Origin of the sequence: Finegoldia sp. BIOML-A1 (genome assembly GCF_009678325.1) — a bacterium.
Lineage (GTDB): Bacteria > Bacillota > Clostridia > Tissierellales > Peptoniphilaceae > Finegoldia > Finegoldia magna.
Window position 1 is genome coordinate 20,710 of record NZ_WKZF01000003.1, and the last position, 16,932, is coordinate 37,641.

Annotated in this window: 15 protein-coding genes and 1 other RNA gene; 10 read left to right on the plus strand and 6 right to left on the minus strand. The window is 33.5% G+C overall.

Annotation, left to right across the window (positions count from 1 at the left end):
- Nucleotides 1–5 precede the first annotated feature (5 nt).
- Together GKG00_RS04030 and GKG00_RS04035 are read left to right on the plus strand one after the other, a co-directional pair.
- The gene (locus GKG00_RS04030; protein ID WP_154254385.1) at nucleotides 6–632 is read left to right on the plus strand and encodes a restriction endonuclease subunit S; all 627 of its coding nucleotides are present in this window, start codon (nucleotides 6–8) and stop codon (nucleotides 630–632) included.
- Between the two features lie 9 nt (nucleotides 633–641).
- Nucleotides 642–3,662 carry a type I restriction endonuclease subunit R gene (locus GKG00_RS04035; RefSeq protein ID WP_154254386.1) on the plus strand — a complete coding sequence of 1,007 codons (3,021 nt, stop codon included), beginning with the start codon at nucleotides 642–644 and terminating at the stop codon, nucleotides 3,660–3,662.
- A gap of 60 nt (nucleotides 3,663–3,722) precedes the next feature.
- Here GKG00_RS04035 and GKG00_RS04040 read toward each other — a convergent pair whose 3' ends face one another.
- Both GKG00_RS04040 and GKG00_RS04045 read right to left on the minus strand, forming a co-directional pair.
- Nucleotides 3,723–4,646: an IS3 family transposase gene (locus tag GKG00_RS04040; RefSeq protein WP_346962832.1), complete on the minus strand. Its 924-nt coding sequence runs from the start codon at nucleotides 4,644–4,646 to the stop codon at nucleotides 3,723–3,725.
- Nucleotides 4,580–5,119, minus strand: a complete 540-nt coding sequence (locus tag GKG00_RS04045) for a helix-turn-helix domain-containing protein (protein WP_154254387.1) — start codon at nucleotides 5,117–5,119, stop codon at nucleotides 4,580–4,582. The genes GKG00_RS04040 and GKG00_RS04045 overlap by 67 nt, the downstream gene beginning before the upstream one ends.
- A gap of 186 nt (nucleotides 5,120–5,305) precedes the next feature.
- Between GKG00_RS04045 and GKG00_RS04050 the strand changes: the two genes are divergently transcribed.
- Genes GKG00_RS04050 through radA form a run of 5 tightly spaced genes read left to right on the plus strand, consistent with a single transcriptional unit; the run spans nucleotide 5,306 to nucleotide 11,145 of the window.
- Nucleotides 5,306–5,767 carry a CtsR family transcriptional regulator gene (locus GKG00_RS04050; protein ID WP_154254388.1) on the plus strand — a complete coding sequence of 154 codons (462 nt, stop codon included), beginning with the start codon at nucleotides 5,306–5,308 and terminating at the stop codon, nucleotides 5,765–5,767.
- A gap of 10 nt (nucleotides 5,768–5,777) precedes the next feature.
- Nucleotides 5,778–6,377, plus strand: a complete 600-nt coding sequence (locus GKG00_RS04055) for a hypothetical protein (RefSeq protein WP_094204256.1) — start codon at nucleotides 5,778–5,780, stop codon at nucleotides 6,375–6,377.
- Nucleotides 6,370–7,365: an ATP--guanido phosphotransferase gene (locus GKG00_RS04060; protein ID WP_154254390.1), complete on the plus strand. Its 996-nt coding sequence runs from the start codon at nucleotides 6,370–6,372 to the stop codon at nucleotides 7,363–7,365. Before GKG00_RS04055 ends, GKG00_RS04060 begins: the two co-directional genes overlap by 8 nt.
- Nucleotides 7,362–9,782, plus strand: coding sequence for an ATP-dependent Clp protease ATP-binding subunit (locus GKG00_RS04065; protein ID WP_154254391.1), 2,421 nt, complete (start codon nucleotides 7,362–7,364; stop codon nucleotides 9,780–9,782). The genes GKG00_RS04060 and GKG00_RS04065 overlap by 4 nt, the downstream gene beginning before the upstream one ends.
- 1 nt (nucleotide 9,783) lies before the next feature.
- Nucleotides 9,784–11,145: a DNA repair protein RadA gene (radA, locus tag GKG00_RS04070; protein ID WP_154254392.1), complete on the plus strand. Its 1,362-nt coding sequence runs from the start codon at nucleotides 9,784–9,786 to the stop codon at nucleotides 11,143–11,145.
- A gap of 28 nt (nucleotides 11,146–11,173) precedes the next feature.
- Here radA and GKG00_RS04075 read toward each other — a convergent pair whose 3' ends face one another.
- Nucleotides 11,174–11,479: a hypothetical protein gene (locus GKG00_RS04075; RefSeq protein WP_154254394.1), complete on the minus strand. Its 306-nt coding sequence runs from the start codon at nucleotides 11,477–11,479 to the stop codon at nucleotides 11,174–11,176.
- Nucleotides 11,480–11,581: 102 nt separating this feature from the next.
- Nucleotides 11,582–13,267, minus strand: a complete 1,686-nt coding sequence (locus GKG00_RS04080) for a M3 family oligoendopeptidase (RefSeq protein WP_094208294.1) — start codon at nucleotides 13,265–13,267, stop codon at nucleotides 11,582–11,584.
- Between the two features lie 114 nt (nucleotides 13,268–13,381).
- Here GKG00_RS04080 and GKG00_RS04085 point away from each other — a divergent pair, with 114 nt between their 5' ends.
- On the plus strand, nucleotides 13,382–14,194 hold the full coding sequence (locus tag GKG00_RS04085) for an ADP-ribosylglycohydrolase family protein (RefSeq protein ID WP_154254395.1): 813 nt from the start codon (nucleotides 13,382–13,384) through the stop codon (nucleotides 14,192–14,194).
- A 44-nt stretch (nucleotides 14,195–14,238) separates the two neighbouring features.
- Here the strand turns inward: GKG00_RS04085 and GKG00_RS04090 are convergent, their stop codons facing one another.
- Nucleotides 14,239–15,399 (minus strand): iron-containing alcohol dehydrogenase, encoded by a 1,161-nt coding sequence (locus GKG00_RS04090; RefSeq protein ID WP_094206807.1) that lies wholly within the window; start codon nucleotides 15,397–15,399, stop codon nucleotides 14,239–14,241.
- 229 nt (nucleotides 15,400–15,628) lie between these two features.
- On the opposite strand from GKG00_RS04090, the gene GKG00_RS04095 reads away from it, so the two are divergent.
- Nucleotides 15,629–15,961, plus strand: coding sequence for a hypothetical protein (locus GKG00_RS04095; protein WP_154254396.1), 333 nt, complete (start codon nucleotides 15,629–15,631; stop codon nucleotides 15,959–15,961).
- Nucleotides 15,962–16,010: 49 nt separating this feature from the next.
- On the opposite strand, the gene ssrA is transcribed toward GKG00_RS04095, so the two are convergent.
- Nucleotides 16,011–16,372, minus strand: a transfer-messenger RNA (tmRNA) gene (ssrA, locus tag GKG00_RS04100).
- Between the two features lie 106 nt (nucleotides 16,373–16,478).
- On the opposite strand from ssrA, the gene rpiB reads away from it, so the two are divergent.
- Nucleotides 16,479–16,931, plus strand: a complete 453-nt coding sequence (gene rpiB, locus GKG00_RS04105) for a ribose 5-phosphate isomerase B (protein WP_154254398.1) — start codon at nucleotides 16,479–16,481, stop codon at nucleotides 16,929–16,931.
- Nucleotide 16,932: the final 1 nt, after the last annotated feature.

Below are 16,932 nucleotides of genomic sequence, written 5' to 3' on the forward strand. Positions count from 1 at the left end.
TTGATTTGCTTGAAGAAGCTTGTGATATTGTTGGAATTGAGTTATTTAATGTAGAATGGAAAAGTTTAGAGGAAGTTTCTACGGGAAAACTTCAATATGGATCAGGGGCATCTGCTGTTGAATACGATGGAAAAACGAGATATATAAGAATAACGGATATAGATGAAATGGGTAATTTAAAGCTAGAAAAAGTCTCCCCAAATAAAATAGAAGATAAATATTACTTAAGTTATGGGGATATTTTATTTGCAAGAAGCGGAGCTACTGTAGGCAAAAACTTTATTTACACGGAGGATTACCCTGCTGTGTTTGCTGGATATTTAATTAGACTAAAAGTAAATAAAAAATTAGTAAATCCAAAATTTGTTTATAGTTGCTTGAATACAACTTCGTATAAGAGCTTTATATTGAATAAAAAAAGTAATAGTTCAAAACCTAATATCAATGCTAAGCAATATTCTGAATTTAAAATCCCGGTGCCACCTTTTGCTGTTCAAGAGCATGTCGTGTCCATTTTGGATAAGTTTGATGAATTAATTAATGATATTTCAACAGGAATACCTAAGGAGATTGAGTTAAGACAGAAGGAATATGAATATTATAGGGAGAGGTTATTAAGTTTTCCTAGATAGGAGGAGATTATGTCTGATAAGTTTGTAAATTATAATACGTCGACTATTGCAGAGATGAATAATGGTATTATTTTGTCTAGTTATAAAAAAGTGGAGTGTGTCTCTGAATCTTATCAAACTGAGAGTCAACTTGAGATGAATTTGATTAAGAATTTGGAAAGTCAAGGTTATGAGAGACTTATTGCTCGTTCGAACAAGGATTTGTACAAGAATTTGAGAGTGCAAATCGAGAGGTTGAATGATGTTAAGTTTTCGGATGAGGAATGGAGTAGGCTTTTAGTTGAATACTTGGATTGTCCGAATGATGGTTTGATTGAGAAGACTAGAAAGATTCAAGAAAATCATATTTACGATTTTGTATTTGATGATGGGCATGTGAAAAATATCAAGATTATCGATAAGAAGAATATTCATAACAATTTTCTACAAGTTACTAATCAAATCACTGCTGAAGGTAAGAAGAAAAGTAGATATGATGTTACAATTTTGGTAAATGGTCTTCCGCTTGTTCACATTGAGTTGAAGAAGAGGGGGGTGAATTTGCATGAGGCTTTCAATCAAATTCACAGATACAGCAAGGAGAGTTTTAATTCTGATAATTCATTGTACAAGTATGTTCAAATTTTTGTGATTTCAAATGGTACTTATACTAGATATTTTGCAAATACTACTGCACAAAACAAGAACAATTACGAGTTTACTTGCGAATGGGCTGATGCTAAGAACAAAACTATTTGTGATTTGGAAGATTTCACGAAGACTTTTTTTGAAAAGCGTGTTTTGCTTGAGGTTATCACAAAATACTGTGTGTTCGATGTGAATAATACTTTGCTTATTATGAGACCGTATCAGATTGCTGCTACTGAAAGGATTTTGTGGAAGATAAAATCCAGCTACGAAGCAAAGAAAGCAGGTAGGCCTGAGGCAGGAGGATTTATTTGGCATACGACAGGTTCTGGTAAGACTTTGACTTCTTTCAAAGCTGCTAAGCTTGCGACTGATTTGGAATTTATTGATAAGGTGTTCTTCGTTGTTGATAGAAAAGATTTGGATTATCAAACTATGAAGGAGTATCAAAGATTTCAACCAGATAGTGTGAATGGATCCAAAGATACGAAAGAATTAAAAAAATCTATCGAAAAGAAGGATAACAGAATTGTTGTAACTACTATTCAAAAATTGAATGAGTTTGTAAAGAAAAATCCCAATCATGAGATTTACGATAAGCATTGCGTGATTATTTACGATGAATGTCATCGTTCACAATTCGGAGATGCTCAAAAAAATATAAAAAAATCTTTTAAGAAATACTACCAATTTGGATTTACTGGTACTCCTATTTTTGCAGAAAATTCTATTAATGGTAGTACTACTGCGGGGATTTTCGGGGCACAACTTCACAGTTATGTGATTACGGATGCTATTAGAGATGGAAAAGTGTTAAAGTTCAAGGTGGATTACAACAATATTACTCCTAAGTTCAAATCAGCTGAAGAAGAAGTTGATGAAGATAAAATTAAAAAGGTTGAGAAAAAGATGCTTCTTCATCCAGAACGTATTTCAGAAATCACTAGATATATTTTGGATGTATACAATACTAAAACTCACAGAAATGAGTTTTATGATTTGAAAGATAGAAGGCTTAACGGTTTTAATGCTATGCTTGCTGTTCAAAGTATTGATGCTGCGAAGTTGTATTACGAGGAGTTTGAAAGACAACAAAAAGATTTGCCTGAAGATAAGAAGCTGAGAGTGGCGACTATTTTTAGTTTTGCTGCTAATGAGGAGCAAAGTGCTATTGGTGATATCAAGGACGAGGATTTCAATGTTTCTGCGTTGAATTTATCAGCTAAGGAGTTCTTGGATAAAGCTATCTCAGATTACAATGATTATTTTAAACAAAATTTCTCAACTGATGGAAATGAATTCCAAAATTACTACAAGGATTTATCATATAAGACTAAAAGAAAAGAAGTGGATTTGTTAATTGTTGTGGGGATGTTCTTGACAGGATTTGATGCTCCTACTTTGAATACTTTATTTGTCGATAAGAATTTAAGATATCATGGATTAATCCAAGCTTTTTCGAGAACTAATCGTATTTTGAACAAGGTTAAAACTTTTGGAAATATTGTGTGTTTCAGAGATTTGGAAAAGGCGACAGAAGATGCTATAAAAACTTTTGGCGATGAAAACAGTGTAAATATTATTCTTGAAAAAAGCTACGAAGAATATATGGAAGGTTTTACAGATGAGGAAACTGGAAAAGTAACCAGAGGATACAAGGATATTTGCAATGAAATTGTTGCAAAATTCCCAGATCCAACCGAGATTTTCTTGGAGGCTGACAAGAAGGAATTTGTACAACTTTTTGGAGAGTTGTTGAAGTCTGAAAATATTCTCAAAAATTTCGATGAGTTTGAAAGTTTCGACAAGATTATTTCTGATAGATTAATGCAAGACATGAAGAGTGTGTATGTTGATATTAGAGAAAATATTGTAAATTCAAGAAATTCCAAAGACTCTGAAGAACAACAGGTGGATTTCTCGGATCTGGAATTCCAAATAGATTTGTTGAAAACTGATGAGATAAACTTGGATTATATTTTGGCTTTGATTTTGGAAAAATCCAAAGAACATGAGGATGTTGAAAACTTAAAAGCAGAAGTTCGAAGAGTTATAAGATCCAGTTTGGGAACGAGAGCTAAGGAAGATTTGGTGATGGATTTTATCAATAAAACAAAATTGTCAGAGTTGAAGGATAATGATGATATTTTGGAAACTTTCTATTCGTTTGCCAAAAAAGAAAAAGAAAAGAATGTGAAATTGCTTGTTGAAGAAGAGAAGTTAAAAGAAGGAGCATATCATTTTATCAACAAATCAATTGCGAAAGGTTTCGTGGATTACGCTGGTACTGGATTGGATAAAATCTTGCCACCAACATCCCGTAGACAAGGTGCAAGGGAAAAGAAAAAACAAATTGTACTAACAAAAATAGAAAAAATTGTAGAAGTTTTTGTGGGAATATAATTTAATTGAGGGAAGCTTTAATGACCTGAACCCGTAAACACGGAATAATTTATTAATATTTTAAGCGGAATGTAATCTGTACATAACAGGGGACATTCCGTTTAATTTTGTTTTAATTCTATCTTCATTGTACCATTTAATATATTTTTCTATCTCACTTATCAAATGATCATAACTAGTAAAATCCTCTCCATAATACATTTCTTGTTTTAATATTCCAAAGAAGTTCTCCATTGGAGAATTGTCTAGACAATTCCCTTTTCTTGACATACTTTGCCTAATATTCATTTTTTCTAGTTTTTTAGTCCAAGAACTGTGTTGATAATGAAATCCTTGGTCTGAGTGTATAGTTAAATCTTTAATGTCTTTATTTTCTTCTAATGCTTTTTCTAACATTGTATTTGTTAATCCTATTGTTGGGTGATTACTTAACGTATAGCTAATTATTTCGCTGTTGTATAGGTCTAATATTGGTGATAGGTAAAGTTTTTCTTCTTGTCCTTTAATTCTAAATTCTGTTACATCTGTTAGCCATAATTGATTTGGCTTAGTAGCTGTAAACTGTCTTTTTACAATATTATCTGCTACTTTACCTATTTGTCCCTTGTATGATGAGTATTTTCTTGATCTATTTTTAAATTTAGTACATAGCAAGGATTCTTCTCTCATTATTCTTAAGACTTTTTTATGATTGATATTAAATCCTTTATTTTTTAATACCATAGTTACTCTTCTATAGCCATATCTACCTTTTGACACTTCTATTATTGTTTTAATTTCATCTTTAACTTCCTTGTCTTTATCTACTGGAATTTCTAGTTTTATTTTCCATTCATAGTATGATGATTTTGGTAATTTAGCTATTTTTAGCCATTCACTTACTTTACTTTGTGGATTTTCTTTTAGAAGTTTGAGGATTATCTTTGTCTTTTCCTTGCTTCTGCTTCCTCTTCCAGTAGCAAGGCTCGTAGCTTTTTTTCGTATATTATCTTCATTTTGAGAAGTCTATTTTCTTCCCTTAACCTTATTAATTCTTCTCTCTCACTTTCGTTTATTGGAGTATTATCCTTTGAATTCTTATTTAATTTAGTCATATCTTTTTTAGGCCTTCCTCTGTTATCTTCTAGCCCAGATAGACCATGCTTTTGATAAGCTTTCTCCCATCTATTTACCATAGATCCATTAACAAGATTGAAATGCTCTGCAGTCTCTCTAAGCGAAGTATTATTGATTTGCCTATATTGTATTACAGATAGCTTAAATTCACTAGTGTAATTATTATTTTTTAACTTTTTAGATAAGTTATCAAATCCTCCAGATTTGTATTTATTTATCCAGTTCCGCATGGTTGAATATGGAATATCATATTTTTTAGCCACACTTTTATGACCCCCTGTTTTTCCTGATAAATATTCTAGTACTAATTTTATTTTAAATTCTTTTGTGTATTTTGGCATACAAAAACCCCTCCATCCGTATTCCGGATTTTGGGGTTCAGGTCATAATAGCTTTCCTTTTTATTTTGAAAATATTAGAAATGTTGTAGGATTTTGTAGTTGATATGAAAGGTCAAAGATGGTATAATTTAAGAAAGATAAATTTTTTTATTCAATTAGTCAGAGAAAGTCAAAAGAGGTGATAGTATGGCAGGGCTTAGTAACAGCATTGAAGCTTTTTTGAAGGATTTGTTGAGTAACACTGACGATGATTTCATTGAAATAGGCAGAAATGATCTTGCCAATCAGTTTAATTGTGCTCCATCGCAAATTAATTACGTTCTGACTACTAGATTTACTCCTTACAAGGGTTATTATATTGAAAGTAGACGCGGTGGAAGTGGATATGTTAAAATAATAAAATTAACAATTAAAGACAGTAATCCAATTAAGGAGATTGTCGAAAATGTTATTGGAGATAGAATTACGAAGGATAAGTCGAACAATATTATTAATATGCTTTTGGATGAGGATTTGATAACTGAAAGGGAAGCTTTGGTTATGGTTCACGCTTTGGAGGATAATACTTTGTCGAAGGTGGATTTTAATGACAGGAATATTTTGAGGGCTGATTTGTTGAAGAATATGTTGTTGGCTTTTATGAGATAGAGGTGATTATATGAATTGCGATAATTGTGGCAAACCTGCTTTTATACAAGTGAAGATTGTAGGGCCTTTTGGTGCTCGTGATGTGAATTTGTGTCATGATTGCTATGAAGAATATATGAATAATTTGAAGAATGAGATTATTTCAAATTCTGATTTTAAGTTTGATTCTAATGAAGAATTGAACGAAAACAAGGAGCTTTTTGAAGAAATCGCAAAACAAATTTCTGATGTGGTGGAACATTTACCATTTGAAAAGGTACAACAACCGTCAAAGAAAGATGCTGATGATAAGAGTGTGTGCCCAGTGTGCAATATGCCGTTTGATGAATTGAAAAATTATTCGTCGATTGGTTGCAAATATTGCTACGATCATTTCAGGGATTTCATCATGGATAAGAGAAATTCAAAAAGCTATCCAAAATATTACAGGGGAAAATTCCCTAAGAATTTTGAAAAAGCAAAGGAAATTTTGGAGAAGTTAGATAGTTTGTCAGATGAGCTTTTCATAGCGATGGATAATGAGGAATTTGAAAAGTGTCACGATATTCAAACGAAGATTGACGATTTGGAATTGAAATTACAAGAATATAGGGAAAAATGTTATGAATAATTCAAGTGTTGTAATGAAATCTGATGTGTCGTTTAGAAGGAATTTGTCGGACTATAATTTTATGTTGGTTATAGATACGGATTCTTGCGACGATATGAAATCAGATATTAGAAAAGAATTGGATAATTTGGGATATTTGAAGGAGTCTAGCGTTTATTCTTTTAAGGATACTAAAAGCACGAACAGGGATTATCTTAGAAAACAAGGATACATTTCCAGTGCTTATTACGAGGATGTGTCTCCCGAAGTTATTATAAATAGCTATGAAAAATGCGTGTTTACTTTGGCAGACAATGACCACATTTGTATTACTGCTTACGATTTTGGAAAAAATTTGAGAGATATTTACGAAAAATGTTTAACGATTGAAGAAAAATTGAATGACAAGTTGAATTTTGCTTTCGATATTGATTTTGGATATTTGTCAGATGATTTCTACGATTCGGGTTGTATGATGGGTGTGAGCGTGTGTATGAATTTGAAGGCTTTGGAGTATTTCAACAAGATTGACGATATTCAAGATGTCGCAAGATACAGAGGATATATGTTTGAGAGAGCTTTCAATTCCAATACGAAAAGTTCGATTTACAGGCTTACGACTAATGGTCATTTGATGGATCCTGAATATATTATCAATGATATGACGCTTTTGATTGATTCGATTTCTAGAAAGGAAATTGAAAATAGACGCATTTTATTCGAAAATAATCCTGAGTTTAAGGATGACCTTTTGAGAAGTGTGTCGATGCTAAAATATTCAAGAGTTTTGGATGAAATTGAAGGAATGAACAGGATTGGAGATTTACTGATAGCTATCGATTTTGGCATAGTCGATGGGTTCAATGTAGATGATATTCTGGACTTGTACGATAAGACAAATAAGTTGAAGCTTGAAAAATTTCGTGAAAACAATAAATTGAATCAAAACATTGGAGTTTTGAGAAGCGAAATCATCAAGGATACTTTGGAAAGACAGGTGAAAAATTGAGAAAATCAGATATTTATAATTTAAGAACTGAGGCTGTGTATGAGGCAATTAGTTTGAAGCACGCGGATCTTGGAGTCGAGCATGTGCTACTTGCTATGTTCAAGTTTGATTTCAAGGCGTCTCAATATTTGAAAAAACACGGTGGAAATTACGAAAAAATTAGAAATTTAATTATAGATGAGTTGGGTTATGGAGACAGCAAGGAAACTAATCAAAGAATTAGCCCGAAACTTGAAGAAATAATCACTCAAGCTGTGGGATTGTCTAACACTTACGGAGAAAGAGTGATTACTCCAGAACACATTATGGCAGCGCTTTGCATGGATAGTTCTAACTACGCTAATCATTTGATGAAAAGAACAGGCGTGGATATTATGAAATTGACAGCGGAACTTCGAAAATATTTCTTTATGAAGATGAAGAGAGAACAAGGAGATGTCAATGACACATCAGCTAATTCTTCTAAGTCAAGTGAGATTGAAAAGTACACTAAGAATTTGAACGAATTGGCAAAAGAGGGAAAGATTGATCCATGTATCGGTCGTGAGGAAGAAATCGAAAGGATTATTCAAGTTCTTCTTAGACGTAAGAAAAATAATCCTGTGTTGATTGGAAATCCTGGTGTCGGAAAGACTGCTATTGTGGAAGGTTTGGCTGTCAAAATCGTAAATGGCGATGTGAATGATATTTTCAAGGACAAGGAGATTTTGTCATTGGATTTGGCGGCGTTGTTGGCTGGAACAAAATACAGAGGAGATTTTGAAGAAAGAATCAAAAAAGTTATCGATACTTTGTCAAATTCTGAAAACAAAATTTTGTTTATAGATGAACTTCATTCGTTGATGGGCGCTGGTGGTGCAGAAGGGGCATTGGATGCATCAAATATTTTGAAACCATCATTGGCGAGAGGCGATTTGCAAATAATCGGAGCTACAACTATCAATGAATACAGAAAAACTATCGAAAAGGACCAAGCTTTTGAGAGAAGACTTCAAACTATCATGGTAGATGAGCCTTCTGTTTCGGATTCTATACAAGTTATTGAAGGATTGAAGGACAAATACGAATCACACCATCATGTTCTAATTAGTGACGAAGCAATCAAAGCGAGTGTTGAATTATCGCACAGATATTTGAATGACAGATATTTGCCAGACAAGGCAATAGATTTGATAGATGAAGCTCAATCGATGGTTAGAGTGAAAAACTTCACTGGTGGCAAAAATTATGAGAAAATTCTAGAAGAATTAGAAGCAGAAAAGCAAGAAGCTATTCAAAATTCTGACTTTTTGCTTGCAGCAGAAAAAAGAGATGCCATCAAGGAAGTAGAAGCAGAAATGGAAGAAGAAGACCAAGACGAAAACAAATTGGAAATTGGATTCGATGAAATAGCGAATATTGTGTCACGTTGGGCGAAGGTTCCAGTGTCTAAGCTAACAGAATCAGAATCGCAAAAATATTTGTATTTGGCTGATAATTTGAAAAAAGTTGTCATCGGACAAGACAAGGCTATCGATTCAATTTCTAATGCAATTAAAAGAGCGCGTGTCGGACTCAAAAATCCTAATAAGCCAATTGGATCGTTTGTATTTGTCGGACCAACTGGTGTCGGTAAAACATACTTGGCGAAAAAACTTGCTAAGGAATTGTTCAATGATGAGAATGCGATGATTAGAATTGACATGACAGAATATATGGAAAAACACTCCGTATCAAAACTGATAGGATCTCCTCCAGGATATGTTGGTCACGATGATGGCGGACAATTAACAGACATGGTGCGTACGAAACCATATTCTGTGATATTGTTTGACGAAATCGAAAAGGCTCATCCAGATGTTTTCAACACGCTTTTGCAAGTTTTGGACGACGGTAGACTTACAGACTCCAAGGGACGTGTGGTTAATTTCAAAGACACTGTAATTATAATGACCTCAAACATTGGCGCAAGTGAACTTGAAAGCAAAAATGTAATTGGGTTTAATACAGCAGAAGATGTTGAAGTTGATGAATACAACAGAAACAAAGAAACTATCAACAATGCGATGAAGTCGATGTTCAAGCCAGAATTTATGAATAGATTAGACGATGTGATTGTGTTTAGCAATTTGAATAAGGAAAATGTAAAAGAAATTGCAGGACTTATGATGGATGAATTGGTTGAGAGAATGGCGAAGAATGATTTGATAATTTCTTACGACGAAAAAATCTTGGATTATCTTGTAGACAAAGGATACGACAAGAAATTTGGAGCAAGACCTCTTGAAAGACTTATAAGAACGGATATTGAAAATGAACTTGCCGACAAGATCCTGAACGGAGATATCGACAAAAATAGAAAAACAACTATAACTGTGGTTAACGACAAGGTTAGCTTCAGAAGATATGTAAGACGCAAAAAGACTGTGAAACAATAATATGAAAAAGAAAACAAAATACGTGTGCAAAAATTGTGGCTACGAGCAAGCAATGTGGATAGGAAAATGCCCCAGTTGTAACAGCTGGGGTTCTATGCAAGAACAAGAAATCGTAGATGAAAAATCGAATACTACAACAACAAGTTCAACCAAATCTTCAAAAGCGGTTAAATTAATAGATGTAAAGATAGATTCGTCAGAGAGAATTCAATCGTCGATTACTGAATTAAACAGAGTTTTTGGTGGGGGACTTGTCAGAGATTCCGTGTCAATTCTAACTGCAAGACCAGGAGCTGGAAAATCGACTTTGCTGTTGGAACTTGCAAATGATTTGGCTTCTAAAAATATAAAAGTTCTCTACATTTCTGGAGAAGAATCCACATCTCAAATCAAACAACGTGCGATGAGAACTATGGAGAAAATCCCGGAAAATATTTGGTTGATTTCAACAACTAGCATGGACAATGCTTTGGATTCTATTCACAAAATAAAACCAGATGTGATTTTCTTGGATAGTATTCAAACATTCCAGCTTCGTGAGTACACTTCACGTCCAGGTTCTCCTGTGCAAACTGTAGAATGTGCGAATAAAATCGTAGAAATCTGCAAAAATCCAGAGAAGCCAACTCTTGCGATTATGGTTGGTCATATGACGAAATCAGACGAAATGGCAGGGCTTAGAACGCTTGAACACTTGGTGGATACTGTGCTTTATTTGGAAGGTGAAAGCGACGATCCATTGAGATTGTTGACAACGACGAAAAACAGATTTGGTCGAACTGGAGAGATTGGATTGTTTAATATGCAAGAAGATGGAATAAAAGAAATCACCGATGCGTCTGATTATTTCGTCACGAAAAGGAAAAAAGATGTAAATGGTGCAGCGCTTTCTGTAATAAAAGAAGGGTCACGAATTTTGGTTGTCGAGGTGGAGGCATTGGTGTCCAAATCATTCACTCCGTATCCTCAAAGAATAGGAGATAGCCTTCGTAAAGACCAATTGAATACGCTAATTTCTATCTTGGAAGAACGCGCAGGGATGAATATGTACGACAAGAATGTCATCATCAAAACCACAGGAGGAATCAAAATCCAAGAACAATCCGTGAATTTGTCCATAATAATGGCGATTGCATCATCACTTATGAACAAACCAATTCCATCTGATGTTGTGTTCATTGGAGAAGTTGGATTGACAGGAGAAATCAAAAGAGTTCCACAAATAGAAACCAGATTAAAAGAAATCGAAAGATTGGGATACAAAAAAGTTTACATCTCACAAAACACGAAACTAACACAAAAATACGATCTTGAAATCAAACAATTTGATAGCATAAGATCGGTAATATCAGATATATTTTAAAAGGCACTCAAAAATTGAGCGCCTTTTTCTAATTCTTTCCTAATAGTAATTTGTTGTTATCAATGTAGGTTTTTATTGCAGACAAATCATTTTTCTCATACAAATCCAATAGATATTGTCTGTGAATTTTGGATTCTTCTTGACCATCCTTGTAAATTGGATAATCTTCGTTTTCTTTCATTGACTGCATAGCCTTTTTTAAGTCTTCATCAGAACTAATGCCGTATCTTTCAGAATACGGATTGTAAGAATACATAGTTTTACTCTCACACATTGTGAATGAGAACATCATCAGTACAGACAGTAAAATCACAAGTAATTTGTTACGTTTCATAAAAGCCTCCAAACTGTTTATTTAATTTAATTATAAAACGTTTTCTAAAAAAAAACAATTCTTATATTCAAAAAAAGAGTGGACTATGTCCACTCTTAAATTTTATAATTCTTTTTCTATTTCGTCTAATATTTCCAATAATTGTGGAAGGATTTCTTCAAGAACTCCATCGTTCATTGGGTTTTTGATGTTACCAGCTTTCATTATTCCGAAGAATGATTGGCTTCCACCAACTTTACAGATTTCAAGGTAATCTTTGAATGCTTCTTCACGGTTCTTTCTTGATTTCAATAAGAATTGGAATGCGCAAACTTGTGCCAATGTGTAATCAATGTAATAGAATGGGTTGTTGAAGATGTGACCTTGTCTGTACCACCAAGTTCCTTTTTCTAAGAATTCATCATCATAATCTAAGTTTGGACGATACATCAATTCTATTTCGTGGTATTTTGCTTTTCTTTCTTCAGCTGTTGCATCTGGATTTTCGTATACGAAGTGTTGGAAATGGTCGATAGTTACACCGTAAGGAATGAAACTGATAGCTCCATCTAAGTGAGAGAATTTGAATTTGTTAGTTTCTTCTTCGAAGAACAATTCCATCCATGGCCATGTCAAAAATTCCATACTCATTGAGTGGATTTCACAAGCTTCAAATGTTGGCCAGATGTATTCGAAAATTCTTCCGTCCATTGAAGTATAAGATTGGAATGCATGACCTGCTTCGTGAGTCATTACTTCGACATCATGAGTAGTTCCGTTGAAGTTTGCGAAGATAAATGGGGATTCATAATCTTCAATTGTAGTACAATATCCGCCGCCTTCTTTACCTTTTTTGCTTTCCAAATCGAATAATTCTCTTTCATACATAAAATCGAAGAATTTTTTAGTTTCTGGTGACAATTCTGAGTACATTTTCTTAGCGTTATCTACCAAGAAGTCTTTTTCTCCGTGAGGTTTTGCGTTACCATCAGTGAACATTACGTTGTTATCGTAAGCTTTCATGTCTTCAATGCCAATTCTCTTAGATTGTTTCTTTCTCAATTCAAGATAAACTGGTGTTACGTATTTTTTGACAAATTCTCTGTATTTTGCAACATCATTCTTGTCATAATCAGTTCTCATTAATGATTTGTATTGGTATTCAATGTATGAATCAAATCCTAAAGCTTTAGCCATATCTGTTCTAACGTGAACCATTTCATCGTAAATATCGTCGATTTCTTTTTCATGTTCTGCGAAAAATTCTGAGATTTTTCTTGTGGCAGCTTTTCTTTCATCACGATCTTTTGATTGTGTGTAAGGAGCCATTTGTGACAATGTCAATGTTTTATTGTCAAATTCGATTTGAGCAGAAGCTATTAATTTGTTGTATTTAGTAGTTAATTGGTTTTCTTTTTGCTTAAAAGGAACAGCCTTTTCATTAAAAATCAATTGACAGCTTATTAAATCAAACAAATGTTGTCCGAAATGTTTAACCAATTCGTCTTTGAATTTGGAGTTGTCGATAGCTTCGTACATTTTAGTGTCTAGAACTGAATAATGTGGCATGTATTCATCCAAGAAATCTTGTTCTTCTTTGTAGAATTCATCGTTTGTATCGATCGTGTGACGAATGTATGCAAGGTTGACATTAGTGCTTAATGTTTTCTTGTATTTGTCCATTTCTTCCATGATTTTGATTTGTTCTTCGGAAGTTGTGGAATCGTTAAATCTTTTGATAAAATCTTCGACCTTTTTCTTGTCTTCTTCGAAGTTAGGTCTAGTGTATTTGTATTCTGTAAATTTCATTTTTTCACCTCTAAAATTATTTTATCATATTTTGATACTATGTAAATGTTTTTATGGTTGATAAATTCAATAAGCTATCGGTTTGAGATATAATATACAAAAGGGGATGAAAAAATGAACTCTGATTACAAAGACAAAATCAAAGGAGCGTTGTATGCATTTGCGATAGGTGATAGCATGGGAGCTACGACGGAATTTATGACAGAAGAAGAAATCTCTGAAAAATACGGCAGGATTACAGATATTGTCGGAGGTGGTTGGCTTGATTTGAATCCAGGAGAATGCACTGATGATACTGATATGAGTATTTGCGTTATGAATTCTCTGATGGAAAATGACCGTGATAATTTTGAGAAAAATACTATAAAAAATTTCGTGGAGTGGTACAATACTCATCCAAGAGGTATTGGCAATCAATGTAGACGCGCAATCGAACACTACATTCAGTACGAAATATTTATCGAAGAAGATGATACAGCGCTTGGAAATGGAAGTTTGATGAGAGCACTTCCTTGTGCACTGCTAGATAATGAAACTTCTAAAGATTTGAATATAAAACAAGGACGACTCACTCACAATAACGAAATGTGTGACAGAATTTTAAGAAAATACACACAAATTATCAGAGATAATATCAACGGGAAAACTCATGAACTAAAAGATACGCAATTGTTAAAACCATCAGGATATATCGTGAACACTTTCAATAATGCGATTCATTGGGCTAAGGAAAATTCAATTGAAGATTGTATTATAAATGCTGTAAATCACGGGGGAGATTCTGACACGATAGCTGCAATAGCTGGGAGTATCAGTGGATCAATTCATGGATATTCTAAAATTCCTAAAAGGTGGATTGAAAAATTATACGAAAATGTAAAAGAGCAAATTGAAAAATTCGTAGAGTATTTGGAAAATCAAATATAAAAGCAATAAAAAATCCTGCATTACGCAGGATTTTTTGAGTTATATTATTCTGTTATATCTTCTCCGTTGTAAGCGTGAGTAAATATCATTTTAACTATTTCTGGATTTGATTCACGTGGGTTTGTCAAAGTACATGGATCTTCATAAGCGTTCTTGCTCATTTCATCTAATACTTCGTCAAATTTTTCTTTGTTAAATCCGAATTTTTCTTCAACTTCTTTCAATGTTGGTGGAATGCCAACTTTTTTAGCTAATTCTCTAACGGCGATAGGATAATCTTCAACGTTTAATTCTTTTTCAATCCAATCAACTTTATCAGTAGCTTTTCTGTTAAATTGTGTGATGTATGGAAGTAGAATTGCGTTAGCAAGTCCGTGAGTAATTCCAAATTCTCCACCAATTTTGTGTGCTAATGAGTGAACTAAACCAAGTGAAGCTGATGTGAATGCGATACCTGCCATTGTTGATGCATTATGCATTTTTTCACGAGCTTCCATGTCATCTGGATTTTCACAAGCTTTTGGCAAATATTCAAATACCAATTTCAATGCGTGAATTGCAAGTGCATCAGTATAATCGTTAGCTATATTAGATACTAATGCTTCAGTTGCGTGTGCTACAACGTCCATACCAGTATTTGCTGTAACTGATTTTGGCATCTTAGATGGTAGGACTGGATCTACTATAGCGATGTCTGGAACGATGTGGTCAGATACCAATGGGTATTTGATATGTTTTTCTGTGTCAGTGATTACTGAGAATGCTGTGATTTCACTTGCTGTACCAGAAGTTGATGGAATTCCTACAAATTTTGCTTTTTTACGAAGTTCTGGAAGTGATCCTGGTTCGATAATGTCTTCGAATTTTAATTCAGGATGTTCATAAAAAGCCCACATACATTTTGCAGCGTCCATTGCAGAACCGCCACCTAATGCTACAATCCAATCTGGTTGGAATTCTTGCATTTTCTTAGCGCCTGCTTCAACAGTTGTAACTGATGGATTTTCTTCAACGCCATCAAAAACACATACTTCCATGTTTGCTTTCTTCAATTCTTCACAAGCTCTGTCTACGAAACCGTTTTTCTTCATAGAATTACCGCCTGTAACTATGATTGCTTTCTTACCTTTTAATTCACTTAATTTTGAAAAAGCTCCTTCTCCAAAGTGAATAAAACCTGGAATATGAAGTACTCCGTTTGCCATAATAAATCACTCCTTTTGTAATTTGTACAAAAACTTATATGTTTCTGCTATAATAATATTATATCAATATTGGAATCGTTTAGTCAAATAAAAAACGAAATATTTAACGAATAAATCATATAGTGTTAAAGTATTTTAGCACGACAAATAACAACGATATTTTAAAACGTTCTTTTATAATTTGAAAAGCGTTTCATAAAAATTTGGAAAATCAAAAAGGGGGAATAAAATGCCAGAAGAAAATAAAACGAAAAATGTGAAGAAAAAAATATTGATTATTTTGGTAGTTGTACTTATATTTTTGGCGTCGTGCAGTGCATTAGTGTTCAAATCAGCAGGATTTCAAAGATTTAAGAAAAATGTAAAAAGTGAGTACAGCGGTGGAATCAAAAGAGAGATTATAATTTACAACGCAGAAGGAAAAGAAATTTTCAAGAAATCAGGCAAATTTGATTTTACTTACGATGACAAATGCATCGAATACATTGATACGCAAACTAATTTGAAACACAACGTGTTTGCAGGAGACAACTCAACGGTAATAATTAATGAATTGAAATAATAAAAAGCAAATAAAATAAGGTAGCCTATGTAAGGCTACCCTTTTTTAGTGGTGGAGATGAGGAGATTCGAACTCCTGTCCAAAAATATATCCCTAAGAACTTCTCCGAGTGCAGTCAATTAAGTTTTATTCGTCGATCAAAATTTAATTGACAAAACTATGATCGATATATCCTCTTAAATAATCTCATATACCAAAGGAAAATATACGAGATGTTCCTGCTAATTAGTTGAGATTCAAAAAGAAAACGCAGGACGATTTTCTAGTTTTTGAATCGGCCGCCGTTATTAGGCAGCTAATGCGAAGTTATTATCTTCAGCGTTTATATTTAGTTGTCCTTTTTTTACGTTTATAGACGAAAACGACTCGCTATTCAAACTTCAATATCCCTGTCGAAACCAAGACATCCCCATATTTTTGTAACTATATTTTATCATAAAATGTGTAATTCTTCAAATAATTGATAAATACATAAACATATTATAAAATGTAATTAATAAAATATTTGGAGGTTTTTATGAAAATAGCAATAGCAGCCGATCACGGTGGATTTGAATTAAAAGATTCAATGGTTGAATATATAAAAAGTTTGGGAAATGAAGTTGTGGATTTGGGAACAAATTCAGCTGATTCAGTAGACTATCCAGATTATGCAAAGAAAGTTTGCGAAGAAATCCAACAAGGAAATTCTGATTTAGGGATTTTGATTTGTGGAACAGGAATTGGAATGAGCTTAGCAGCGAACAAATTCGAAGGAATAAGAGCAGCTTGTGTGTCTGATGTATACAGTGCTAAAATGAGCAGAAATCACAACAACGCAAATGTGCTTTGCATCGGAGCGCGTGTAATTGGAGATGAGGTTGCCAAACTTATCATCAAAACTTTCTTGGAAAATGAATTCGAAGCTGGTCGTCACCAAAGAAGAGTTGACAAGATAATGGCTTTTGAAAAAGAAAACAAGGGATTATAAA